This window comes from Comamonas sp. E6 (genome assembly GCF_001010305.1).
Classification (GTDB): Bacteria; Pseudomonadota; Gammaproteobacteria; order Burkholderiales; family Burkholderiaceae_C; genus Comamonas; species Comamonas thiooxydans.
Genome location: NZ_BBXH01000020.1, coordinates 1 through 22,959, shown reverse-complemented (window position 1 = coordinate 22,959; position 22,959 = coordinate 1). Strand labels below are relative to the sequence as shown.

The 22,959-nt window shown below is 61.5% G+C and carries 20 protein-coding genes; 10 read left to right on the top strand and 10 right to left on the bottom strand.

The features are described 5' to 3' along the window. Nucleotides 1-109: 109 nt before the first annotated feature. A complete protein-coding gene (locus CSE6_RS17835; protein WP_059441141.1) occupies nucleotides 110-1,042 on the top strand; it encodes a LysR substrate-binding domain-containing protein in 933 nt (310 codons plus the stop codon). Nucleotides 1,043-1,194: 152 nt separating this feature from the next. After that, nucleotides 1,195-2,175 (top strand): tripartite tricarboxylate transporter substrate binding protein, encoded by a 981-nt coding sequence (locus CSE6_RS17830; protein ID WP_059441140.1) that lies wholly within the window; start codon nucleotides 1,195-1,197, stop codon nucleotides 2,173-2,175. Nucleotides 2,176-2,294: 119 nt separating this feature from the next. Here the strand turns inward: CSE6_RS17830 and CSE6_RS17825 are convergent, their stop codons facing one another. Beyond that, the gene (locus CSE6_RS17825; RefSeq protein ID WP_059441139.1) at nucleotides 2,295-3,452 is read right to left on the bottom strand and encodes a PA0069 family radical SAM protein; all 1,158 of its coding nucleotides are present in this window, start codon (nucleotides 3,450-3,452) and stop codon (nucleotides 2,295-2,297) included. A gap of 354 nt (nucleotides 3,453-3,806) precedes the next feature. Between CSE6_RS17825 and rnk the strand changes: the two genes are divergently transcribed. Further along, nucleotides 3,807-4,214, top strand: coding sequence for a nucleoside diphosphate kinase regulator (rnk, locus tag CSE6_RS17820; RefSeq protein WP_003063629.1), 408 nt, complete (start codon nucleotides 3,807-3,809; stop codon nucleotides 4,212-4,214). A gap of 62 nt (nucleotides 4,215-4,276) precedes the next feature. Here the strand turns inward: rnk and CSE6_RS17815 are convergent, their stop codons facing one another. Further along, nucleotides 4,277-5,449, bottom strand: coding sequence for an acyltransferase (locus CSE6_RS17815; protein ID WP_034392334.1), 1,173 nt, complete (start codon nucleotides 5,447-5,449; stop codon nucleotides 4,277-4,279). A 251-nt stretch (nucleotides 5,450-5,700) separates the two neighbouring features. Between CSE6_RS17815 and CSE6_RS17810 the strand changes: the two genes are divergently transcribed. Continuing rightward, entirely contained in the window at nucleotides 5,701-6,285 is a 585-nt protein-coding gene (locus CSE6_RS17810; protein ID WP_003053080.1) for a GbsR/MarR family transcriptional regulator, read from the top strand. Between the two features lie 10 nt (nucleotides 6,286-6,295). On the opposite strand, the gene CSE6_RS17805 is transcribed toward CSE6_RS17810, so the two are convergent. Beyond that, complete coding sequence (locus CSE6_RS17805) at nucleotides 6,296-7,369, bottom strand: LacI family DNA-binding transcriptional regulator (RefSeq protein ID WP_034380738.1); 1,074 nt, start codon at nucleotides 7,367-7,369, stop codon at nucleotides 6,296-6,298. A 182-nt stretch (nucleotides 7,370-7,551) separates the two neighbouring features. Here CSE6_RS17805 and CSE6_RS17800 point away from each other — a divergent pair, with 182 nt between their 5' ends. The 6 genes from CSE6_RS17800 to eda all read left to right on the top strand — a co-directional run bounded on the left by CSE6_RS17800 (nucleotide 7,552) and on the right by eda (nucleotide 13,613). After that, complete coding sequence (locus CSE6_RS17800) at nucleotides 7,552-8,088, top strand: gluconokinase (protein ID WP_045840389.1); 537 nt, start codon at nucleotides 7,552-7,554, stop codon at nucleotides 8,086-8,088. A 19-nt stretch (nucleotides 8,089-8,107) separates the two neighbouring features. Next, entirely contained in the window at nucleotides 8,108-8,614 is a 507-nt protein-coding gene (locus tag CSE6_RS17795) for a TRAP transporter small permease (protein WP_034392301.1), read from the top strand. Between the two features lie 10 nt (nucleotides 8,615-8,624). Further along, nucleotides 8,625-9,905 carry a TRAP transporter large permease gene (locus tag CSE6_RS17790; protein WP_034392303.1) on the top strand — a complete coding sequence of 427 codons (1,281 nt, stop codon included), beginning with the start codon at nucleotides 8,625-8,627 and terminating at the stop codon, nucleotides 9,903-9,905. A 121-nt stretch (nucleotides 9,906-10,026) separates the two neighbouring features. Continuing rightward, nucleotides 10,027-11,034: a TRAP transporter substrate-binding protein gene (locus tag CSE6_RS17785; RefSeq protein ID WP_003053068.1), complete on the top strand. Its 1,008-nt coding sequence runs from the start codon at nucleotides 10,027-10,029 to the stop codon at nucleotides 11,032-11,034. A 99-nt stretch (nucleotides 11,035-11,133) separates the two neighbouring features. Continuing rightward, nucleotides 11,134-12,981, top strand: a complete 1,848-nt coding sequence (edd, locus tag CSE6_RS17780; RefSeq protein WP_059441138.1) for a phosphogluconate dehydratase — start codon at nucleotides 11,134-11,136, stop codon at nucleotides 12,979-12,981. Beyond that, nucleotides 12,966-13,613 carry a bifunctional 4-hydroxy-2-oxoglutarate aldolase/2-dehydro-3-deoxy-phosphogluconate aldolase gene (gene eda / locus CSE6_RS17775; RefSeq protein WP_003053064.1) on the top strand — a complete coding sequence of 216 codons (648 nt, stop codon included), beginning with the start codon at nucleotides 12,966-12,968 and terminating at the stop codon, nucleotides 13,611-13,613. Before edd ends, eda begins: the two co-directional genes overlap by 16 nt. Nucleotides 13,614-13,687: 74 nt before the next feature. On the opposite strand, the gene cydX is transcribed toward eda, so the two are convergent. From cydX to CSE6_RS17740, 7 genes are all read right to left on the bottom strand, one after another. Beyond that, entirely contained in the window at nucleotides 13,688-13,828 is a 141-nt protein-coding gene (cydX, locus tag CSE6_RS17770) for a cytochrome bd-I oxidase subunit CydX (RefSeq protein WP_003053063.1), read from the bottom strand. 104 nt (nucleotides 13,829-13,932) lie between these two features. Next, complete coding sequence (gene cydB / locus CSE6_RS17765) at nucleotides 13,933-15,087, bottom strand: cytochrome d ubiquinol oxidase subunit II (protein WP_003053061.1); 1,155 nt, start codon at nucleotides 15,085-15,087, stop codon at nucleotides 13,933-13,935. Between the two features lie 13 nt (nucleotides 15,088-15,100). Beyond that, complete coding sequence (locus tag CSE6_RS17760; RefSeq protein WP_034356909.1) at nucleotides 15,101-16,690, bottom strand: cytochrome ubiquinol oxidase subunit I; 1,590 nt, start codon at nucleotides 16,688-16,690, stop codon at nucleotides 15,101-15,103. 31 nt (nucleotides 16,691-16,721) lie between these two features. Then, nucleotides 16,722-18,446: an amino acid ABC transporter ATP-binding/permease protein gene (locus tag CSE6_RS17755; RefSeq protein WP_059441137.1), complete on the bottom strand. Its 1,725-nt coding sequence runs from the start codon at nucleotides 18,444-18,446 to the stop codon at nucleotides 16,722-16,724. Continuing rightward, complete coding sequence (gene cydD / locus CSE6_RS17750; RefSeq protein ID WP_193751143.1) at nucleotides 18,443-20,173, bottom strand: thiol reductant ABC exporter subunit CydD; 1,731 nt, start codon at nucleotides 20,171-20,173, stop codon at nucleotides 18,443-18,445. Before cydD ends, CSE6_RS17755 begins: the two co-directional genes overlap by 4 nt. A 240-nt stretch (nucleotides 20,174-20,413) precedes the next feature. Next, nucleotides 20,414-21,370 carry a nitronate monooxygenase family protein gene (locus tag CSE6_RS17745; RefSeq protein WP_034356911.1) on the bottom strand — a complete coding sequence of 319 codons (957 nt, stop codon included), beginning with the start codon at nucleotides 21,368-21,370 and terminating at the stop codon, nucleotides 20,414-20,416. Nucleotides 21,371-21,655: 285 nt separating this feature from the next. Continuing rightward, nucleotides 21,656-22,786: an ABC transporter substrate-binding protein gene (locus tag CSE6_RS17740; protein ID WP_034356912.1), complete on the bottom strand. Its 1,131-nt coding sequence runs from the start codon at nucleotides 22,784-22,786 to the stop codon at nucleotides 21,656-21,658. Between the last annotated feature and the right edge of the window lie 173 nt (nucleotides 22,787-22,959).

Sequence of the window (22,959 nt, the reverse complement as noted above, 5' to 3'; positions counted from 1 at the left end):
CATTGCAGTGCGTTGACGCAAATATTAGGGACGACATATGACTGTCATGTGAAGGTTTCAGAATCAGTTTTGACAGCTTCCATAGATCAAACCTTGAGATGAAACCTGCATGAGCACCGCCCGCTACCGAGCCTTTATCGCCGTGGCCCAGCAAGGCAGCCTGAGCGCCGCCGCCCGCGCTTTGGGCCTGAGCCAGCCCACGGTTTCCAGCCAGATCGCCACGCTGGAGCGGCAAAGCCAGATCGAGCTCTTCCATCGCCAGGGCTATCGCATGACGCTCACCGGCGCCGGCCACAAGCTCATGACGCTGGCACAGAAGCTGCTCGCGCTGGAGGCCGAAACCGAGTTCTTTCTGCGCGACTCGGGCCAGCTCAACCGGGGCGAGCTCAAGATCGGCGCCGTGGGGCCGTTTCATGTGATCGAGATGGTGGCGGCCTACAGCGCCCGCCACCCCGGCATGAAGCTGTCGATTCGCATGGGCAACTCGCAGCAGGTGCTGCACGATCTGGAGAACTACACCACCGATGTGGCGGTGCTGGCCGGTCTCTATGACAGGCCCGAGCTGCTGGCGCGCGAATATGCGCGCCACGCCATCATCCTGTTTGCCCATGTCGATCACCCGCTGGCAAGGCGCGAACAGGTCGAGCTGGGCGAGCTGCACGGCCTGCCGCTCTTGCTTCGTGAGCAAGGCTCGACCACGCGCACCGCTATCGAGAAAGCACTGCAGGCAGCCGGTGTGAAGCCCCGCACCCAGCTGGAGATCGGCAGCCGCGAAGCCATACGCGAGGCCGTTGCGCGCGGCCTGGGCATCGGCGCCGTGTCCGAAGCCGAATTCATTGCCGACCCGCGCTTTCGGCCGGTGCGCATTGCCGGCGACCCGGCCAGCACCACCACCTATGTCTATTGCATGAGGGAGCGCAGCGAAAGTCTGCTGGTGCGCTCCTTCCTCAAGGCCATTGAAGGCAGTACGGCCCCTGATCTGCCCGTACTGCGGACCGCTCCAAAACCCTTGGTCGCTCCAACGGCCAAGAAGCTGGCGTAATTCGTCAAACCCTCTGCCCCCCTTGCGCCGAGAATTTTTTGACAGTGCTGCCCGGGCGCCTCGGTCAGGACTCTCGCCGGGACGGTGCGGCGGCCAGGTACGGCGGTGTGCGGAACCAGCTGCCGGGCAGTCAAAAAATAGAGGAGACAATGATGAAACAAACCATGCTCTGGAAGGCCGTTGCTCTGGCAACCGGCATGAGCCTGAGTGCAGCGGCCATGGCGCAGCAAGCACCCTGGCCCGTCAAGCCCATACGCCTGGTGGTGGGCGGCCCGGCCGGCGGCAATGCCGACTCGCTGGCCCGCCTGTTGGCCGACGGCATGCAAAAACAGCTGGGCAAGCCCGTGATTGTCGAATCCAAGCCCGGCGCGGCCGGCGTGCTGGCCGTCAACGACCTGCTCGCCAACGGCAAGGATGCCCACACCTTCTTGCTGATCCAGGGCGGCATCGTCAGCGAGACGCCGCTGGCCTACAAAGTCAGCTATCAGCCCTTCAAGGATCTGAAACCCCTGGCCCAGCTCAGCCGCAACGGTCTGGTGCTGATTGCCAACAAGGACTTCCCGGCCAGTAATCTGCAGCAACTCGGCGACTACGGCAAAAAGCAGGCCGACGGACTGGACTTTGCCTCGTATGCCACGGGCATGCGCGGCCATACCTCGGGCATGCTGCTGGGGCAGTTGCTCAATATCAAGATGAAGCACCTGGGCTACAAGGGCTCCCCTCCGGCGCTCAGTGACCTGATGGGCGGCCATGTGCCGCTGATGATGGACGGGCTCACCACGGCCCTGCCGCTGATCAAGGCCGGCAAGGTCAAGCCGCTGGCCGTGAACTACCCCACGCGCATGGTGCAACTGCCCGATGTGCCCACCTTCAAGGAACTGGGCTACCCGCAACTTTCCGAGGTGAGCTGGTTCGGCGTCTGGTCGCGCCCGGATATCCCCGCCGATGTGCAGGCCAAGGTCAGAGAGATCGCGCTGCAGTATTTCAAGCAGCCCCAGCTCGAAGCCAGGCTCAGGGACATGGGCATGGAGTCGGGCACCGACGCGACCCCGGAAGCACTTATGAGCGAACTGCAGAAGGCCTATCAGCGCCAGCAGGCCTTGCTCAAGTCCATTGATTACCAAGCTCAGTAGTCAGTTCAGGTGTCCAAAAGGCCGGAGTCACGCCAGATTCCGGCTTCTTGCAACCGGGCAGCTGCAGCTCGCTGCGTCGACCCGTTCCGAGTCGGCACGCAACGGGCTGAGACAAAACATCAGAAAAGACTTTGCTGCGGCGACAGCAAGGAATGATGGTACTGATCGCAGTCCAGTTGCACACGCTCACGATTCAGCCCAAGCTTGCGGCAGGCCAGTGCAAAGCGTTGCGCCAGCATATCGGCCCAGGCGCCCGTTCCCTTCATGCGCTGGCCAAACCTGCTGTTGTAGACCTTGCCGTCGGCTCTGCCCGCTTCGCTGATCCCATGCAGATCCCGCACACGCTCCATCACGCGTTGGGCGCGCTCGGGATAGTGCAGCATCAGCCATTCATTGAACAGCGGAGCCACTTCCCACGGCAGACGCAGTACTGCATAAAAAGCCTGTCTTGCACCGGCCTCGCTGGCTGCAGCCAGCACCTGCTCCATATCGTCGTTCAGGAACGGAATCTGCGGTGCCAGGCTGACGCCTACGGGTATGCCTGCCTCGCTCAGGGTCCGAATCATGCGCAGCCGTCGATGCGGCGCAGCTGCGCGTGGTTCCAGCTGCCGGGCCAGCTCGGGCTGCAAGGTGGTCAGCGTCACATAAACGGCCACCAGATGCTGCTGTGCCAGCGGCACCAGCAAATCAAGGTCGCGCTCGATGCCGCTGCCCTTGGTGACGATGGAAAACGGATGCCTGGCCTGCGCCAGGACCTCTATCACGCGGCGCGTCAACCCGACTTCGCGCTCCACAGGCTGGTAGCAGTCCGTGACCGAGCCGAGCATGATGGGGGCCGCCACATGGCTGGGCCGGGATAACTCGGTGAGCAGCACCTCGGGCAGGTTCTGCTTGGCAATCAGCCGGGTTTCGAAATCCAGACCCGGCGAATAGCCCAGATAGCCATGCGTGGGCCGGGCATAGCAATAGATGCATCCGTGCTCGCATCCTCTATAGGGATTAAGCCCCAGATGAAAAGGCAGATCGGGCGATTCATGGCGGCTCAGGGCTGATTTGGCCCGCTCCCACTCCAGATGGGTGCACCAGGTCTTGACCTCCTCACCCTCTTCGCTTCCTTCATCCTGTTCGGACTTGCCCCAGCCGTCATCGAAACCCTGGCGCAGCTCCCGTGCAAACCGGTGCGTGATCTGGCTGGCAGCCCCTCGCCCCTTGATGAGCCGCACCGGCACATCGGTCCGAATGGATTCCAGTCCAGAGGATGAGGCAAGTTTCTTCATAAAACAACTGTACATAAATACAGTTATTCATTGCAAGAAATGGGCACTGACCATGGCTGCATCCCGGTCAATACGGTGAGGGTTGAGTGAGTCAGATCTGGATAGAAAATGACTGCGCCCATTGTTCTACAGGCTTAGCACGCTCCATTAACTAGAGCAAGTTCAAAGTCAATCCGCACTCAGTGAGTGCGAGATGGCTTGGCAGTTTGCGATTCAGCGCCGACAATCCCTTCAATGCACCAAGTTGGTGCCTTTCACTGAATGCCTTGGCCCGGACAACACCGTTGCCCGGGCTTTTGTCCGTTTGCGCAACGCCAAAGCGCCAACCACACCATCTCGCAAGGGAGTTACTACATGGAGCGCAAGCCCAATATCACTCTGTCCTCCTTGGACCTGGATCGCATTGAATCGCTGCTGGAAAAGAACAACAGCCAGTTCCCCGGCCGTGATGCACTGGAGGCGGAGCTGGACCGCGCGGATGTACTCGACCCCGCAGAAATACCCGCCAACGTGGTGACGATGAACTCCACCGTGCGCTTCACCATTCTCGAGATCGCCAAGACCAATACGCTGACACTGGTCTACCCCAAGGATATGGATGGCAGCGCCGACAAGGTCTCCATCTTTGCGCCAGTAGGCATCGCCCTGCTGGGCCTGTCGGTGGGCGATGAGTTCAAGATGCCCAGCCCTACCGGTCAGGTAACCGTGCGCGTGGATGCCATCGAGTTCCAGCCCGAAAGCGCGGGCGAGCTCCATCGCTGAACCGGCTCACCCAACAAAAAAGCAGCTCACCGGAGCTGCTTTTTTTGTTGTCTGGATCAGACTCAGCGCAAGCCGGCCAGCATGGTGGTCAGCAGACCCGCGCCAATCAAGCCTGCCTGCCAGCGCAGGGCCTGACTCCATGACGAAACATGGCGCTCCACCAGTTGATACAGCGCGTAGCCGGCAGTCAGTGAAAGCACAAAGGCAAACGGGATGCCCACCACGGCGGCTGTGACCGAACCATGCCAGAAATGGTTGACCACTGCGTTGACCAGCAGGCAGATGGAAAAGTGAATCAGGAATACCGAGTAGGAAATCTCTCCCAGGCGACGCAGCGGCGCAAAACCCTGCCAGCGGGCAATGACCTCGGTACGCATGCAAACGATCAGCAGCATCGCGGTCACGCCGGCGAGAAAAATGCGGTCGCGCCACTCATAGACCAGCGCGCCGATGATCAGAGCAGCAATCAGCAGGCCCCAGCTCCAGGCCGTCAGGCGCTTGTCTGCCGCCACTGCCCAGAAGGCCATCATGCCGATGCCATAGGCACCCATGAAATAAATCGCCCAGACATCCAGGTCTGCATCAAGATTGAAGCTCAGCAACGAAGCTGCCGTCCCCACAACCACCAGCCCCTGCATGCCAGTCACAGCCCAGGGCCACCAGCGCTTCATGGCCGTAGCACCCAAACGCTTCAGCGCCCATTGTTGCAGCCAGCGCACTCCGGCCAGCAACAGCACGGTCGCGGCGAACAGCTGAAAGTCTATGGACACATACCAGACACCAGCCGACAGTGACTCCTCGCCCACAATGCCCTGCAGCAGCAGAGCATGGGCCATGAGCTGCCATAGATCGGGGTCGGCGGACACGGACTCGTGATCGAACCAGGGACGAATCGCCGCAGACACCACAATCGTCACCACCAGTGCCACGGCATAAGGCACGACCAGACGCACAAAGCGCTTGCCGATCTTGGACCAGGGTGAATCAAACCGCGCCAGACCCATGGGAGCCAGGCTGGCTGCAGCCAGAAAACCGCCGATCACCAGAAAGATCTGCACGGCCATACGGGCGTACTCATAGAGCCAGTCCAGCAGGTCGGGCATGACAGGGTGAGCCACATCGGACATGGGGCCGTAGAAAGCCAGGTGATGCCAGACGATGGCAGCACAAGCCAGCCCCTTGGTACAGTCGATCAGGGCACTGCGGGAATGAGAGGAAATAGAACTTTGAACCATCAGATCACGGCCGCCCGCAGCCCATGGGCTGCCCGGCGGCAGGGTGAGTTTGCCCGGCAACAGGCAACGTAAAAAAGCCGACTTAAAACAGGATGGCGATTTTGCGCCGATTCCCAACAATTTGCTGACAGCGTTGCAAGTTTTACGAAACATATCTGCGCGAGCTTCATGCGCCAAGCATGAACAAAACCAGAGCGATTGCACTCCGGCTTGATTTCCCTGCCCCACTGAGAACCCCGGGCAAAGGCACAATGGAGGCCATGACGCAAGCCAAACCACTGTCGGAGCTGAGCCGACAATTTGTTTCGCATTTCGGCGAGATGGGCAGCCGCTGGGGCATCAATCGCACCGTGGGGCAGATCTATGCCCTGCTGTTCATTTCGCCCGAGCCGCTGAACGCAGACCAGATTGCCGACACGCTGGAATTTTCGCGCTCCAATGTGAGCATGGGGCTCAAGGAGCTGCAGGCTTGGCGGCTGGTTCAGCTGCGTCACCAGCCCGGCGACCGGCGCGAATACTTCCAGGCACCCGAGGATGTCTGGGAAATCTTCAAGCGACTGGCCGAAGAGCGCCGCCGCCGCGAGATCGAGCCCACGCAGTCCATGCTGCGTGCCGCCATGATGGAGGAAGCCAGCACCGACGAAGAACGTTACGCCCAGCAGCGCATGCGCGATATGCACGAGCTCATCGACAAACTGATGAGCTGGTTTGACGATGTTCAGCGTCTGTCGCCAGAGACCGCCATGCAGCTCATGGGCATGGGCTCCGCCGTGACGCGACTGCTGGACCTGAAAGACAAGATTACCGGGCGAGGCAAGTCAGGCTCGGAAGCCTGACGCCGACAACTCAGGTGCTGGCCCTGGGCACCAGCCTGAAGCCCAGATCCACGCTGGCCTCTCTGACGGTGTCCCCTGCCAGCAACTGCAGTAGCATGCTGGCAGCTTTTCTGCCCACTTCATCCCTGGGTGTATGGATAGTGGTCAGAGGCGGCACCATCTGATCACTGCCAGGAAGGTCGTTGAACCCGGCGATCGCCACCTGCTGCGGCACCTTGACCCCCATGCGATTGGCCTCCAGCAATGCGCCTTGTGCAATGTCGTCATTGCAGAAAAAGATGGCATCCACCGTAGTCTGCGCCTTGAGAAGTGTCTCAAACTGCCTTGCACCCAGCGCCAGCGATGAACGCTCGGGATTGAGAATCTCCAGGCTCTGGTCATACAGGCCGGCCTGTTTGAGCACCTGCCGATAACCTTCCAGACGCTGCATGACACGCGCGTCGAGCTGGGCTCCGCAAAATGCGATGCGTCTGTATCCCTTGTCCAGCAGATGACGGGTCATTTCAGCGCCAGCTGCAATCTGAGAAAAACCTACGCTGTAGCAATCGGGGCCCGTGCCGGGCTCGCGCAACTCCATGAGATGCACGCGCGGCACGGGATTGGCAGCCAATAATTTCCGCGACTCTTCGCTGTGATCAAACCCGGTCAGCAACAGCCCGGCAGGTCGCATGGGCAAATAGGCCCGCAGCAACTGCTCTTCCTCCGCAGGGTCGTAGTGGGTCACGCCGATCAGCATGTGATAGCCCTGGGCAAACAGCACCTTGTGCACAGCCTCCAGGACCTCCACAAACAAGGTGTTGGAGAGCATGGGCACCAGTACCAGCACCTGGGTGCTTTTTTGCGAGGCCAGTGCACGCGCAGCCAGATCGGGCACATAACCCAGAGAAGCCGCAACCTCGCGCACTTTGTCGACCAGGGCAGCAGCCACTCTGCGCTCTCCGCGCAAGGCTCTGGAGACCGTCATCGGACTCACGCCCGCAGCCTGTGCCACATCGCTGAGGGTGACACGCCCGCTGGCACGAGATCGCCTTGAAGAAGCGCTGTCTGCCGGGGTTTCACTCTTGGTACGGGTCTCGGGAGGCAAGGGAATCTCCTAGTCAGATGCCTGAGGTTTTTTGAGTATGATAGCGCTATCCAGACTTGAAATGAAGTCTGTAGAAGCAGCTTGATGAAAGCACTGACTTGCCTTCGACCAAGGTCTGAAGCCAATCGCAGAAAGCAGCAGGCTGCTCATTTTTTAACCACATCGGATAGCGCTATCCAAAAATGACTCAAAGCAAGATCCAGCCTCATGGCACCATGTCGGCACTCGTCGTCATGGGAGTTTCCGGCTGCGGCAAATCGAGCGCAGGAGAAGCCATCGCCCGTCAACTGGGGTGGACCTTGGTAGAAGGAGACAGCTACCACTCCCCCCAGAGCGTGGCCAAGATGCAGGCCGGCATTGCCCTGACGGATGCCGACCGCGAAGGCTGGCTGGAACGCCTGGCGCAGCGACTGGCTCAGGCAGATGCCGAACACGGCCTGGTGCTGACCTGCTCGGCGCTCAAGCGCAAGTACCGCGACCAGTTGCGCAGCGCCCAGCAGCTGGGTTTTGTGTTTCTCGATCTCGACTATGCCACGGCCCTGGAACGCGTCCAGACCCGACCCGGGCATTTCTTCTCGCCCGACCTGGTGGCCAATCAGTTCACGACGCTGGAAGACCCGCGTCAGGAGCCCGATGTTCTGACCGTCAGCGCCACCATGAATCTCAACGACATCGCGCTCGCGGCCCGGCAATGGGCAAGGCGCGAATCCCAAGCATAAAGACAGCAGGAGACAGCCAATGTCTGAAGATCGCAAAGAGGCACAGGGCCGCAAGCCATGGCTCAAGCGCCTGGCCGAAGGCCTGATGGTGCTGGCCCTGGCCGGCATGGTGGTTGCCGTTTTCGTCAACGTGGTGCTGCGCTACGTTTTCCACACCAGCATCGTCTCCTATGAGGAGATCTCGCGCCTGCTGTTTGTGTGGCTGGTGGCCATCGGCGCCATCGTGGCGGCTTTCGAAGGCGCCCACCTGGGCTTTGACATGGTGACATCGCGGGTCGGCCCGATCACCCGCAAAGTCCTGTTCTGGGTCTCGCAACTGCTGATCGGCACCTGCATGGCCCTGCTGCTGTGGGGCTCCTGGGAGCAGGTCGTTGCCGGCTGGAGCAGCTACAGCACCGTGCTGGGCTATCCCCTGGCTCTGGGCGCAGCGGCGACGCTGGTGCTGGCCATAGGAATGCTGCTGGTCGTGGTGCGCGACATGCTGCGCGGCACCCCATCCGAATCTTCTGAAACCAGCGTGGAGTAAGGAGAGCGCCATGGTCGTTACCCTGATTTTTCTCGTCGTGCTGATCGGCGGCATGGTGATAGGCATGCCGATTGCGCATGCACTGATACTCACCGGTGTCGCACTGATGTGGCACCTGGACTTTTTCGACACCCAGCTGCTCGCGCAGAACCTGCAAGCCGGGTTCGACAATTTCCCGCTGCTGGCCGTGCCATTTTTCATCCTCGCAGGTGAGCTGATGAATGCCGGCGGCCTGTCACGCCGCATCATCGATCTGGCCCGCGCCTTTGTCGGTCATATCCCGGGGGGCCTGGGCTATGTGGCCATCGGCGCAGCCGTGCTGCTGGCCTCAATGAGCGGATCGGCCATTGCCGACACCGCCGCGCTGGCCACCATCTTGCTGCCGATGATGCGCGACCAGAAGTATCCCGACAGCTACAGCGCCGGCCTGCTGGCTTCAGGCGGCATCATCGCCCCCATCATTCCGCCTTCGATGCCGTTCGTGATCTACGGCGTCACCACCAACACCTCCATCAGCAAGCTGTTTCTCTCGGGCGTCGTTCCCGGCCTGTTCATGGGCAGCTTTCTGATTGCTGCCTGGTGGTTCATCGCGCGCAAATACCAGCTGACCTCGGGTGAACGCGTGAGCTGGGGCCTGCGCCTCAAGGCACTGGCCAAGAGCTTCTGGGCCATGATGATGCCTGTCATCATTCTGGGCGGCCTCAAGGGCGGCGTCTTCACGCCGACCGAAGCCGCCGTGGTGGCCGCGGTCTACGCGCTGTTCGTGTCCATGGTGGTCTATCGGGAGATGAGCTGGAGCAGGCTCTACGAAGTCTTTCTGGGCGCATCCAAGACCACCGCCGTGGTGATGTTCCTCTGCGGTGCGGCCACTGTGACCGCCTACATGATCACGCTCGCCGACCTGCCCAATATGCTGGCCGACAGCTTCTCGGGCCTGCTGGATCAGCCCATGCTCTTCATGGCCGTGATGATGCTCTTCCTGCTCGTGGTCGGCACCGCCATGGATCTGACCCCGACCATTCTGATCTTCGGTCCGGTCTGCGCACCGCTGGCCGTCAAGGCCGGCATCGATCCCGTGTACTTCGGCTTCATGTTCATCTATGTGGGCTGTATCGGCCTGATCACCCCCCCTGTGGGCACGGTGCAGAACGTGGTGGCCGGGGTTGGCAGGCTGCGCATGGAAACCGTGATTAAGGGCACCAATCCCTTCCTGATGGTCTATGTGCTGCTGGCCGTGCTCTTCGTGATCTTCCCTCAGCTGGTCACGGGTCCGCTCAAATGGATGCACTGAGAACGGCATGCCATCCATGAAAGATCTTAGATTCATAGCATGGTGCGCACTGCAATCACGCGCATCACGACAGTTCCAATTTCATCAAAGGGCCCAGGCCCAATCAAGCAAGGAGACGGGTATGCGTATCAAATTTGCAGTCGCGGGCCTCACGGCAATGTTGCTGGCCGCCGGCGCCGTTCAGGCGCAGGACTTCAAACCCCGCCTGGTGCGGTTCGGCTACGGCCTGGTGGAAGACTCCAACCAGGGTCGTGCCGTGCGCATGTTCGCCAAGGAAGTGGAAAAGGCCAGCGGTGGCAAGATGAAGGTCCGCGCCATCGGCAACGCATCCCTGGGCTCGGACACGCAGATGCAGCAGGCCCTGATCGGCGGAGCCCAGGAAATGATGGTCGGCTCCACCGCCACGCTGGTGGGTCTGTCGCCCGAAATGGCGATCTGGGACACCCCTTTTCTGTTTGCCAACACCAAGGAGGCCGATGCCGTGCTGGACGGCCCCGTGGGAGAGAAGGTCAAGGCCACTCTGGAGCCCAAGGGCATGGTGGGTCTGGTCTATTGGGAAAATGGATTTCGCAATCTGACCAACAACAAGCGCCCCATCACCAAGCTGGAAGATCTGCAGGACGTGAAGCTGCGCGTGATGCAGAACAACGTCTTCCTGGACAGCTTCAAGACCCTGGGTGCCAATGCCGTTCCCCTGCCCTTCTCAGAGCTGTTCACGGCGCTGGAAACCAAGGCCGTGGACGGTCAGGAAAACCCCTTCAACACGGTGCTTTCGAGCAAGTTCTATGAAGTGCAGAAGTACCTGACCGTCTCCAACCATGTCTACAGCCCCTGGATCGTGACGGTCAGCAAGAAGTGGTGGGACACGCTGAGCCCTGCCGAGAAGAAGGTGCTGCAGGACGCGGCAATCAAGAGCCGTGAATTCGAGCGCAAGGACACGCGCGAAGAAGCCGCCAAGGCCCTGGCCGAGATCAAGACCAAGGGCATGCAGGTCAACGAATTGCCAGCCTCCGAAGCAGGCCGCATGCGCGACAAGCTCGGCACCGTCAATGCCGGCATTGCCAAGTCCGTGGGTCAAGGTACCTGGGACTCTGTGCAAGCAGCCGTCAAGCAAGCTCGCGCCAAATAAGCGAGCAACCATGGAGCCATGCCCCGGGCATGGCTCTGACTCATTCCAAGACAATGCCTGCGCCCCAAGCACAGGCCTTGCTGCCCAAGGACTTTCATCATGGCACTTCACCCCGTTCTGGACCAGGTGACGCGGCGCATCCAGGAGCGCAGCCGCGCCAGCCGCTCCGACTATCTGGCACAGGTCGATGCCATGGCCGCGCGCCCTCCACAAGTACGCACCATGGGCTGTGCCAATGTGGCCCACGCCTTTGCGGCTCTGCCCGGCACGGACAAGATTCGCATCGTTGAAGAAAAAGGCCCCAATGTCGGCATCGTCACGGCCTATAACGATGTGCTCTCCGCCCATGCACCGTTTGCGCATTACCCCGATATTCTGAAAGACGAGGCCAGGCGCAACGGCGCAACGGCTCAGGTGGCCGGCGGTGTGCCGGCCATGTGCGACGGCGTGACCCAGGGCATGCCCGGCATGGAGCTGAGCCTGTTCAGCCGCGACACGATTGCCATGTCCACCGCCGTGGCTCTCACACATGACACTTTCGATGCGGCCCTGATGCTGGGCGTCTGCGACAAGATCGTTCCCGGCCTGCTGATCGGCGCCCTGCACTTCGGCCACCTGCCCATGGTGTTCGTGCCTGCCGGCCCCATGACTTCGGGCCTGTCCAACAGCGACAAGGCCAAGGTACGCGAGCAGGCGGCGCAGGGCCTGGTCGGCCGGCAGGAGCTGCTCGCGGCAGAAAACGCGGCCTACCATGATCAGGGCACCTGCACCTTCTACGGAACGGCCAACAGCAATCAGATGCTGCTCGAAGCCATGGGCCTGCATGTTCCCGGCACAGCCTTCATCAACCCCGCCGACGCAGAGCGTGAACTGCTCACGCGCGAAGCCATGCGTACCGTGCTGTCCATCACCCGGGGCCGCCGCTTTGCCCCCATAGGGCATGTCGTGGACGAGCGCTGCATCGTCAACGCCATGGTGGCCCTGCTGGCGACCGGCGGCTCCACCAATCACCTGATCCACTGGGTGGCCGTGGCCCGAGCTGCCGGAATCGTCATCGACTGGGATGACTTCGAGCAGCTGTCCGCGGTGGTTCCCCTGCTGGCCCGCGTCTACCCCAATGGCAGCGCCGATGTGAATCAGTTCCAGGCCGCAGGCGGCCCTGGCTACGTGATCGCCCAGCTGCTGCAGGCCGGACTCATGCATGGCGATGTGCTTACGGTTAGGCCCGAGGGGCTGGCCGCCTTCGGGCGCATCCCCCATGTCGAAAACCATCAGTTGCAATGGCAGGATGCGGGCATCTCCGGCGATGACACTGTTCTGCGCCCTGCCAGCCGCCCCTTCAGCCCTACGGGCGGCTTGAAGCTGCTCAAAGGCAATCTTGGCCGCAGTGTCATCAAGATCAGCGCCGTACCTGAAGATCGCCACGCACTGCGGGCACCGGCATGGGTCTTTGATTCGCAGGATGAATTGCAGGCGGCCTTCAAATCCGGTGCGCTGGAGCAGGCCTGCCAGACCAATGGCTTCAATGGCGTCGTCTGTGTGGTGCGCTGGCAGGGTCCGCAGGCCAATGGCATGCCCGAGCTGCACAAGCTCACCCCTCCGCTGGCCGTTCTGCAAGGCAAGGGCTATGTCGTGGCCCTGGTCACCGACGGCCGCATGAGCGGCGCATCGGGCAAGGTCCCGGCGGCCATCCATGTCAGTCCCGAAGCGCTGGCTGGCGGCCCGCTGGCCAAGGTACAAAGCGGAGACATCATCGTGCTCGATGCCCCCACCGGCCTGCTGCAAGCCGAGCTGACGGATGCCGAATGGGAAGCCAGGCCGCAGGCCATCATGCCGCCAGCGTTGCAACAAGCCAATCACCGCGGCCTGGGCCGTGAACTGTTTGCCGGATTCCGGCGCAATGCGCTGAGCGCAGAAGAAGGAGCTTGCACATGGCTGCTCAAATGACCGCCTTGTCCATCATGCAGGATGCACCGGTGATTCCGGTCATCGTGCTGCACAACGCAGAGCATGCGGTGCCCATGGCCAAAGCACTGCTGGCCGGCGGCATCAGGGTTCTGGAGGTCACGCTGCGCACGCCTCAGGGCCTGGCCTGCATAGAGGCCATCGCCAAGCAACTGCCCGAAGCCATCGTCGGTGCGGGCACCGTGCGCAATGCAGCCGATGCCGCGGCGGCTGCTCGGGCCGGCGCAAGGTTTGCCGTCAGTCCCGGCTATACCAGCAAGCTGGGCCATGCCTGCCGCGATCTGAACCTGCCGCTGCTGCCCGGTGTTGCAACCAGCAGCGAAATCATGATGGCTCAGGAAGATGGCTTTACCGAGCTCAAGTTCTTCCCCGCCGTGCAGTCGGGCGGCATCCAGATGCTGAAGGCCTGGCAAGGTCCGTTCGGAGAGCTGCGTTTCTGCCCCACGGGCGGCATCTCGCCCGGCAACGCGGCGGAGTTTCTGGCGCTGTCCAATGTGGTCTGCGTGGGCGGCTCCTGGCTGGTCCCCGCCAGTGCCGTGGAGAGTGGCAACTGGTCACTTATAACCGAGCTGGCTCAGGCCACGCAGGCGTTGAGAAGCTCTCGCACGGCCTGAGCAAGACAAGGCCTCATCCATAAAAAAAGCCCGGTCAGCTCCAAGCCGACCGGGCTTTTCCATGTCTTGGCGACTCAGGCATCCGGCAGCGACTTGGTTCGCTCCAGAAGCTTGCGACGCGTTGCCTCGTCATCCATCAACTCGAACCAGATCGCATTGAGCACGGCAAAGGCTGCTGCCAGCGGCAGACCCAGCAACCAGGCGAAATACCACATAAGTTTCCTTTCATTCGGCCCATCCAATGCATGGGCCAACAATATTCGAACCGCCCCCCACACAGAAGGAAGAACGCAGCATGGCGTCCGAGGGGCGTCCCATCTCAATACGAGTGGCCCTGACCGGTCACGATGGCCTTCACGTCCACCTTGCCTCGCAGCACCGAGTACACCCAGCTGGTATAGGCCAGGATCAAGGGCAGGAAGATCAGCACGCAGACCAGCATGATGAACAGCACAACATGGCTGGAAGACGAGTCCCAGACCGTCAGACTGAAGCGCGGATCAATGCTGGAGGGCAGGATCATGGGGAACATGGCAGCGCCCACGGTCAGGATGATTCCGGCAATCGCCAGGCCGCTTGCCAGCAGCGCCAGCCACTCGCGACGGCTGCGCAAGCCGATGGCCACGACCAGCGGCATGAGCAGGCCGATACCGGGCACCAGCCAGAGCATGGGATAGGACTTGAAGTTGGCCATCCATGCACCGGCAGCCACGGCTGCGGTCTTGTTCAAGGGGTTGGAGGGACCGACGGGGTTGATCTCGCTGGTAATCACATAGCCGTTGATGCCTGTAGCCAGCCACAGGCCGGCAGCCGCAAACAGCACGGTGGTCAGCATGGCAAACCATGTGCCGTACCTGGCGGCGCGGCTGGCGACTTCGCCGTCGGTCTTGAACATCAGCCAGGCCGCACCATGCATGAGCAGCATGGACAGCGAGACCAGACCGCACAGCAATGCGAAAGGCGTGAGCAAGCCGAAGAAGCTGCCATCGTAGTAAATGCGCATATCGTCACCCAGACGAAATGGCACGCCGAGGATCACATTGCCCACTGCCACGCCGAACAGCAGCGCTGGCACCAGACCCGTGATGCACAGCACCCAGTCCCAGCGGTTGCGCCAGGCTGCATCTTCATGTTTGCTGCGGAACTTGAACGCCACGGGACGCAGGATCAGCGGCACCAGCACGGCAAACATGGCCAGATAAAATCCCGAAAAGGACACGGCGTAAAGCTGGGGCCAGGCCGCAAAGATGGCACCACCACCCAGAATCAGCCACACCTGATTGCCTTCCCACACGGGGCCGACGGAGTTGATGGCCGTACGGCGCTCAACATCGGTCTTGGCCGTGGCGCGCAACAGGCCCATGGCGCCGAGGTCAAAGCCGTCGGTGACGGCAAAGCCCACCAGCAGCACGCCGAGCAGCAGCCACCAGATGAGGCGCAGCACGTCATATGAAATCAGTTCATGCAAGATCATTTGGTTGCTCCTCTCAGCTTTGGCCGCGTGCCAGCTTCTTGATCATGGGTTCGTAGAGGCTGAGGTGAGGTTCGCTCTCATGCTCGGGGCCCTTCTTGATGGCCTTGACCATCAGCTTGAGCTCGATAACCAGCAGCACGGTGTAAATCAGCACAAAGCCGGCAATGGTCAGCAACAGCGTCTTCGCGCCCAGATTGGAAACCGCCATGGCCGTGGGCAGCACGCCTTCGATGATCCAGGGCTGACGACCCAGCTCGGCCACCACCCAGCCGCATTCGGCGGCGATCCAGGGCAGCGGAATCGAGAACACGGCAACCTTGAGCAGCCAGGGGTAGGCATCAAGCCTGTGGCGGGCAGCCAGCCAGAAGAAGGTGCCGGTCAGCACGATGAAGAACATGCCCAGGGCCACCATGATGCGGAAGGTCCAGAACAGCGGACCGACCGGCGGCACGGTATCCATTGCTGCCTGATGGATCTGTGCTTCGGTCGCCTTGCGTGGGTCATCCACATAGCGCATCAGCAGCAGGGCGTAACCCAGATTGGCGCCATTGTTCTCAAAGCGCAGACGTGCCTCGGCGGGAATCTCGGCATCGGTCCTGGCCTTGCGAATGGTCTGCAACGCGTCATAGGCGTCGATACCGTTGCGGATATTGCCCTCCGCACTCTTGACCAATTCGTTGATGCCGGGAATTTGGGTGTCCAGCGAACGCGTACCGATCAGGCCCATGACCCATGGGATGTGCACGGCAAAATGGGTCTCGCGCGCCTCGCGGTCGGGGAAACCAAAGGCCGTGAAAGAGGCCGGTGCGGGCTCGGTCTCCCACATGGCTTCGATCGACGCCAGCTTCATCTTCTGGTGTTCCGAGGACAGGTAGCCGGATTCGTCACCCAGCACTACCACCGACAGCGAAGCAGCCAGACCAAAGGATGCGGCCACCGTCATCGAGCGCTTGGCCAGATGGATGTGACGACCCTTGAGCAGATACCAGGCCGAAATACCCAGCACGAACAGCGAGGCCATGACATAGCCCGCCGACACCGTGTGCACAAACTTGGCCTGTGCCACGGGATTGGTGAGCACGGCAAAGAAGTCATTCACTTCCATGCGCATGGTCTGGGGGTTGAAAGTAGCACCCACGGGGTTCTGCATCCAGCCATTGGCGACCAGAATCCATAGTGCCGAGAAGTTGGTGCCTATGGCCATCAGGCAGGTGACGATCAGGTGCTTGACCTTGGAGAGGCGATCCCAGCCAAAGAAGAACAGGCCGACAAAGGTTGCCTCCATGAAGAAGGCCATCAAACCCTCGATCGCCAGCGGCGCACCAAAGATGTCGCCCACATAGTGGCTGTAGTAGCTCCAGTTCATGCCGAACTGGAACTCCATCACCACGCCGGTGGCCACGCCCATGGCGAAGTTGATGCCGAACAGCACGCCCCAGAACTTGGTCATGTCGCGCCAGATGGCTCGTCCGGTCATCACATACACCGTCTCCATGATGGCAACGAGTATGGACAGGCCCAGTGTCAGCGGCACAAACAGAAAGTGGTAGAGCGCCGTTATCGCAAACTGCAGTCGCGATAAATCGACGATGTCGAGGTCCATGGTCAGGTCCTTTCTCTCGGTACTTCAAAAATCAATCGGAAAAACATATGGACTGCGGTGCAACAGCACCCAGCACATCGGGTCGCAGCCTTGCCATCAACTGCTCAAACTCTGGCGTGCCGCGCAGGGCTTGCGCTCTTACCTGTCCTGCCTGCAGATACACAATGCGATCGGCGAGGCTCGCCTCACGCTGCCAATGCGTGGCAAAAATCAGCGTTCGCGAGCCGCTCTCAGCCGCCTGCACCAACCGCTTCAGCACATCGGCAGCAGTGACGGCATCCAGTCCCTCGGTCACCTCATCAAGCAGCCAGCAGCGGTCCGGGCTCAGCAGCAGTCTGGCCAGTGCCAGCCGGCGCGACTGGCCTCCGGACAGACCCAGGCCGCCTTCACCCAGCATGGTGTCCAGCCCCTGTGGCAGGGCCATGACGTCGCTTCTGAGACCTGCAGCCTGCAGGACGCCCCACAGTTGCTCATCGTCGGCCTTGGCATCGGCAAGCCTCAGGTTGTTGCGCAGGCTGTCCTGAAAAAGCTCGGTTCTCTGTGTCATCCAGCTGCAGCCGCAGGCCTGAACCACGCCTTCGTCCGGCTGCAGCTCACCCGCCATCAAATGCAGCAAGCTGGTCTTGCCTGCACCGCTGCTGCCGATCAGCGCCACGCGCTCGCCCTGGCGCACGTTCAGGTCTATCGGACCCAATTGACGAAGTCGGACAGACTGCAGGCTGACGGCCAGCTTCTGCACAGGCTGCTGCGGACTCTCTGCCGCTTCGGCCTTGGCCGCCAGCGGTGGAGCCAGCCTGCGCAGCGCCAGCCAGGTACGCCCGGCCTGTTCTGCCCCTCTGCGCAGAGCTGCAAACGGCTCCATTGCCGACAGTGCCAGCAAAATACCCAGCGCAGCAACCGGCGCGTTGATGCGGCCCTGTTCCATCAACCAGGCCATCAACAGCACGGATGCGCTCAAAGTAATGGCAGACACCGCACCATAAGCCTGGGCGGCAGCCGCTTCGGATTGATAAAGCCGCTCATCGGCCTGGGCGCAGCGCGCATCGCTGTGCAGCACTTGCTGCACCTGGGCAGGCAACTGGCCTGCCATTAGCAGCTCGGTCTGGCCTGCAACCAGATCCACGGTTTGGGCACGCATGGCCTCCAGTGCCATGGCACGGCGTACAGCGGCCTTGCGGCTGCGCAAGCCATGCCACAGGGCAATGCCCCAGCCAGTCAGCAGCATCCACGCCAGGGTCAACAGGCCCAGCCACCAGCGCATGAACCCGTAGGCCAGAGCCGCCAGCAAGGCCGCGCCCAGCGCCGCTACGGCGGGCACCAGCAGGCGCAGATAAAGATTGTCCAGGGCATCCACATCGGAGGTCAGACGCTGCAACAGCCTGGCCGGGCGCTGCAGCAGCAGACGGGCGGCCTGCGGGCGAGCCCAGCTCAGGAACAGTCTCTGGCGCAAAGCGGCCAGCACAGCCAGTGTGGCGTCGTGAGTCACCAGGCGCTCGGCATAGCGGGCACCGGTGCGGCCCACAGCCAGCAGGCGAATGCCGGCCGAGGGCATGAACACATCGAACACCAGGGCCGTGGCAGGCACCAGCCCGGCCAGGGCCGTGGCCGTGATGAACCAGCCCGACAAACCCAGCAATGCCATGCCCATCAGCACCGTAAGCGCTGCCAGGGCGGCACCTCCCAGCCAGAGCTTGTGCGGCGCCATCTGGCCCAGCAGCTTCAGCATCTCGCGCATTGAAATGGCTCGCATCTTCATGGCTGCGGCTCCCGCGCCGGTCGCAGCAGCGGCAGCTCGATCACGCGATCCATGGCAGCGGCCAGCTGTGCATCGTGGGTGGCGACCAGCATGGTGCGCCCCCTGGCCATATGGCGCAGAGACTGCGTAATCTGGGCTGCTGTCTCGGGATCCAGATGAGCAGTAGGTTCATCGACCAGCAGCAGTCCGGCCCGTGTCTGCGCGGCCATACGTGCCAGAGCCAAACGTACCACCTCGCCACCGGAAAGGCCTGCGCCGCCCTCACCCAGGCTTGCGCCGGGGCGATGCTCCAGGGCCTCATCAAGTGCCGCCAGCTGCGTAGCTTCGGCAATCTGCTTGGGTCCTACCGAGCTGCGCCCCAGCGCAATATTGCGCGCGGCCGAGCCGGCAAAGACATGGGGCAACTGACCCAGCCAGGCCATGCGCCGGCGCAGCTGGGTAGCACTGCCGGCCTCAAGCGTTTGCCGGTCGATTTCGATACGGCCTTGCTGTACCGGCAAAAGGCCAGCAATCTGCGCCAGCAGCACGGATTTGCCGCTGCCGCTGGGACTCCACAGCGCCACATGCTCGCCGGCCTGTATGTGCAAAGACAGCGGCGCGAGGCTGGAGTCACTGCCTGGCGCCTGAACCTTGAGTCCCGAAACGCTTACGGACACAGGCTGGCCAGGCCATGACTGCTCATCGACCGGAGATGCTTCAGCGGCATGTTGTGCACCGACAATCTGCATGGACTGCGCCTGCATGCTCTGCAAGGTCTGCAGTGCGGCCTCGCCTGCGGCTCTGTCATGCCAGACGGCCGAGAGATCGCGCAAAGGCTCGAAAAATGCCGGCGCCAGCAGCAGCACGAACATGGCTTGGCCCAGACCGAGCTTGTCGCCCCAGGCGCCGAAATTCAGCGTGCCCAGCAGGTGAAAACCTATATAGACGGCCACCATGGCCACACCCAGTGCCGAGAAAAGCTCCAGCACCGCAGAAGACAGAAAGGCAATGCGCAGCACGCGCATGGTGCGGGTGCGCAGGTCTTCGGCATGGTCACGCAGCCGCTGGCCCGTCAGCTCCACGGCATGCAGTGCACGTAGCGTGCTCAGGCCACGCAGGCGGTCCAGCAAGAAAGCGTTCATATGACCGAGCTGCAGCATCTGCTCTTCGCTGGCCGCCTTGGCACGCCAGCCCACGATCGCCATGAAAAGCGGAATCAGCGGCGCGGCAACCATCAAAATCAGAGCAGCGACCCATGACTGCAAGGCCACGGCAGCCAAAATCACCAAGGGCAGCAAACGCACACGCCACATCGCGCTCTGGTAACGCGCCAGCCACGGAACAATGGCCTCGGCCTGCTCGGCCATGGCGCTAGCCGCCTGGCCGGAAGCTGGGCGGCTCTTGTCCAGCGGCGATGTCTGAGCCAGCGACTGCGCCACCCGGGCGCGCAAGCTGCTGAGCTGCGCGCGCGCTGCACGGTTAGCCAGCATGCCGCCATGGCCTTCTGCCCAGGCTCGCAGCAAGCCCAGCAACAACACGCCAGCAGCCATGGGCCAGACGGCCGCCATGCCCTGACCGTTGGCCATGAGTTGCACAGCCCAGGCCAGCAAGGCTGCCTGCGGCAGCCATATCAGCCCGGCAAACACCTGCCACACAGCTCCCGCGCTAGGGCGACGGATGACGCTCGCCAACTCAGCATGTGCTGTATCGACCTGGTTGTCGGTGGAGGAAGAAGGGGTGTGTTGCATTTCTCAATTTTCAGTATTTACTGAAATTAACGGAATACTACTCTTCTTTTGACAATCATCATGACTTGATATGCAAAAGCCAATTGCAGGACCAGGCCTACATTGATACGCATCAACTCCGAAGCGATTTAACAAGGGTTAACCCTTGCACAAGTCGTGCTTGAGCAACATCAAGCGAGCAAGCCGCCCATAAAAAACGGCGTCCGAAGACGCCGTTGGCACAGAAGATAGTGAACTGCCTCAGGCAACCAGCAGGCTTGCCTTGGCTTCGGCGTACTCACGCTTGAGGCGAGCCACCAGCTCCGCCGTGGACTGCACCTTGTCAATGGCACCGATACCCTGCCCACAACCCCAGATATCTTTCCAGGCCTTTTGCGCACCACCGCCAAAATTCATCTTGCTGGGGTCTGATTCGGGCAGGTTTTCCGGATCCAGACCGGCCGCACGAATCGAAGGTGCCAGATAGTTGCCATGCACGCCTGTGAACAGATTGCTGTAGACCACGTCGTCGGAGCTGCCCTCGACGATCGCCTGCTTGTAGGCTTCTACGGCGCGCGCCTCGTCGGTGGCAATGAAGGCCGATCCGATATAGGCAAAGTCCGCCCCCATGGCCTGGGCCGCCAGAATCGAGCCACCCGTGGCAATCGAGCCGGACAGCGCCAAAGGGCCGTCAAACCATTGGCGAATTTCCTGCACCAGGGCAAATGGACTCTTCACACCCGCATGGCCGCCAGCACCGGCTGCCACGGCGATCAGGCCATCGGCACCTTTTTCAATGGCCTTGCGAGCAAACTTGTTGTTGATGATGTCGTGCAGCACCACACCGCCCCAGCCATGCACGGCCTGATTCACATCTTCACGCGCACCCAGGCTGGTGATGATGATGGGCACCTTGTACTTGGCGCAGACCTGCATGTCGTGCTCCAGACGGTCATTGCTCTTGTGCACGATCTGATTGATGGCGAATGGTGCAGAAGGGCGATCGGGATGTGCCTTGTCCCAGGCCGCCAGAGTCTCGGTGATCTCTGCCAGCCAGTCCTCCAGCTGCTCGGCCGGGCGGGCATTGAGAGAAGGCATGGAGCCGACGATACCGGCCTTGCACTGCTCGATGACAAGCTTGGGATTGCTGATGATGAAAAGCGGCGAGCCGATGACAGGCAAAGCCAGCTTTTTGAGGGCGGGTGGCAGCTTGGACATATGTTGTCTCCTTCTTCGTTTTATCAATAAAAAAGGGCTGCAGCGTTTGTTCCAGATACGCCGGCAGCTCTTATTTCAGAAGCAGTTCGGAGGACGGCTCACTGTTTGCACCCCTGTGCCGACGGTGAAGCCAGTCCTACTGGCCTTTGGCCAGTTTCGCCTGCCATGGCGCCACTCCCTGTCCCCAGGGCAACAGTTTTTGCCTTCTCTGTGTACGGAGGAGCATCGTGATGGGAGCAGGCGCAAAAAAGGCCTGAACGCGGTGCTGCGTCAGGCCTTGGTTTCTTACTGCGTCACACGCCCGGCGGCATTGACGATGGACAGGTCCACATATTTGGATCCCACTTGCCCGGGCTTGAAGTTCACCCAGTAGCCGCCCAGGTCATAAGACTCCAGCCCGCGCAAGGCGGCACTCATTTTTTCCGGCGTCACCGGCTGGCTGCGACGCATGGCCTCCACGATGACTTTGGCATTCACAAAGCCTTCCATCATCGCAAAGCTCACCGGAACGTCCAGGGACTTGCCCGCAGCAATCGTCGCGTCGCGAAACTCCTTGTTGAGCTTGCCCGAGACCTTGTAGGGACTGGGCACCACCTGGGCAATCGACAGACCGCTCATGTACTCCACAGGAAGACGCTTGGCCAACTGCTCGATATCGGCCTCGGCCGTGGCATAGACCTGGGCGGTACCGCCCTCCATGCGATATGCCTCGACAAATGCCGCCGTGGCAGGGCTGGAAGCCACCAACAGGATGGCTTGAGGCGAAGTCTTCGCAGCCTGCAGCTCCTGCACAGCCTTGTCCGAGCCACCTCGGCTCTTGAGCATGGCCGATGCGACCAGCTTGGCCCCGCTGGGGTTCACGGCCTTGGTCACCAAGGCCGTCAGCTCCTGTGCATCGGGACGCTCCTCGAACACCAACGCCAGCCGCGTGATGCCTACGGTGGCCAGGTGGGTGGAAATCTTTGCGATCTGCTCGACAAGCCCTGCACGCGTGGAGAACATCTGGGGTGATGCCAGCACACGGGTATCCGTGCTCTGATAACCCACCAGCGGAATCTGCGAGCCATCCAGAGCCTTGCTCTCCAGCAAGGCCAAGAGATTGCGATTGCCGAAATAGCCTGCCAGTACCACGGGCTTGGATTCGCTCAGCAGCTTGCGCGTCTTGGTCACGGTCTCTTCGGGATGGCCCACATCATCGAGCACGGCCAGCTCCACAGGCTGGCCCTGCACACCACCGGCCTTGTTGACCTGGTCAAAGTACAGACGCATGCCCTGCGCATAGGCCCGCCCCTGACTGGCTTCGGCCCCCGACATCGGGGCCACCTGCCCTACCGTCCAGGCCTGTGCCACCAAAACAGCACCTGCACACATGGCGACCAAACCGGCTCGCGCCAACACCCAATGCTTGCGATTCATTCAGAGTCTCCCTCTCCATCAATGCAGTGGGTCTGAAGCGCCCATGCAGCTGCCGAATTATTGTTGATGACCTGACCTGTACGAGCCAGGCGCCCATGGAAAAAGAGGGGCTTGAAGCCCCTCTTTTGATGTGCGCCAAATTACAGCGCGTTGACCAGTTCGGGCACAGCCGT

Excerpts from the sequence above, each read along its gene's own strand:
- CSE6_RS17835 (WP_059441141.1), top strand. The coding sequence starts at position 110 with ATGAGCACCGCCCGCTACCGAGCCTTTATCGCCGTGGCCCAGCAAGGC.
- CSE6_RS17830 (WP_059441140.1), top strand. The coding sequence starts at position 1,195 with ATGAAACAAACCATGCTCTGGAAGGCCGTTGCTCTGGCAACCGGCATG.
- CSE6_RS17825 (WP_059441139.1), bottom strand. The coding sequence starts at position 3,452 with ATGAAGAAACTTGCCTCATCCTCTGGACTGGAATCCATTCGGACCGAT.
- rnk (WP_003063629.1), top strand. The coding sequence starts at position 3,807 with ATGGAGCGCAAGCCCAATATCACTCTGTCCTCCTTGGACCTGGATCGC.
- CSE6_RS17815 (WP_034392334.1), bottom strand. The coding sequence starts at position 5,449 with ATGGTTCAAAGTTCTATTTCCTCTCATTCCCGCAGTGCCCTGATCGAC.
- CSE6_RS17810 (WP_003053080.1), top strand. The coding sequence starts at position 5,701 with ATGGAGGCCATGACGCAAGCCAAACCACTGTCGGAGCTGAGCCGACAA.
- CSE6_RS17800 (WP_045840389.1), top strand. The coding sequence starts at position 7,552 with ATGACTCAAAGCAAGATCCAGCCTCATGGCACCATGTCGGCACTCGTC.
- CSE6_RS17795 (WP_034392301.1), top strand. The coding sequence starts at position 8,108 with ATGTCTGAAGATCGCAAAGAGGCACAGGGCCGCAAGCCATGGCTCAAG.
- CSE6_RS17790 (WP_034392303.1), top strand. The coding sequence starts at position 8,625 with ATGGTCGTTACCCTGATTTTTCTCGTCGTGCTGATCGGCGGCATGGTG.
- CSE6_RS17785 (WP_003053068.1), top strand. The coding sequence starts at position 10,027 with ATGCGTATCAAATTTGCAGTCGCGGGCCTCACGGCAATGTTGCTGGCC.
- edd (WP_059441138.1), top strand. The coding sequence starts at position 11,134 with ATGGCACTTCACCCCGTTCTGGACCAGGTGACGCGGCGCATCCAGGAG.
- eda (WP_003053064.1), top strand. The coding sequence starts at position 12,966 with ATGGCTGCTCAAATGACCGCCTTGTCCATCATGCAGGATGCACCGGTG.
- cydX (WP_003053063.1), bottom strand. The coding sequence starts at position 13,828 with ATGTGGTATTTCGCCTGGTTGCTGGGTCTGCCGCTGGCAGCAGCCTTT.
- cydB (WP_003053061.1), bottom strand. The coding sequence starts at position 15,087 with ATGATCTTGCATGAACTGATTTCATATGACGTGCTGCGCCTCATCTGG.
- CSE6_RS17760 (WP_034356909.1), bottom strand. The coding sequence starts at position 16,690 with ATGGACCTCGACATCGTCGATTTATCGCGACTGCAGTTTGCGATAACG.
- CSE6_RS17755 (WP_059441137.1), bottom strand. The coding sequence starts at position 18,446 with ATGAAGATGCGAGCCATTTCAATGCGCGAGATGCTGAAGCTGCTGGGC.
- cydD (WP_193751143.1), bottom strand. The coding sequence starts at position 20,173 with ATGCAACACACCCCTTCTTCCTCCACCGACAACCAGGTCGATACAGCA.
- CSE6_RS17745 (WP_034356911.1), bottom strand. The coding sequence starts at position 21,370 with ATGTCCAAGCTGCCACCCGCCCTCAAAAAGCTGGCTTTGCCTGTCATC.
- CSE6_RS17740 (WP_034356912.1), bottom strand. The coding sequence starts at position 22,786 with ATGAATCGCAAGCATTGGGTGTTGGCGCGAGCCGGTTTGGTCGCCATG.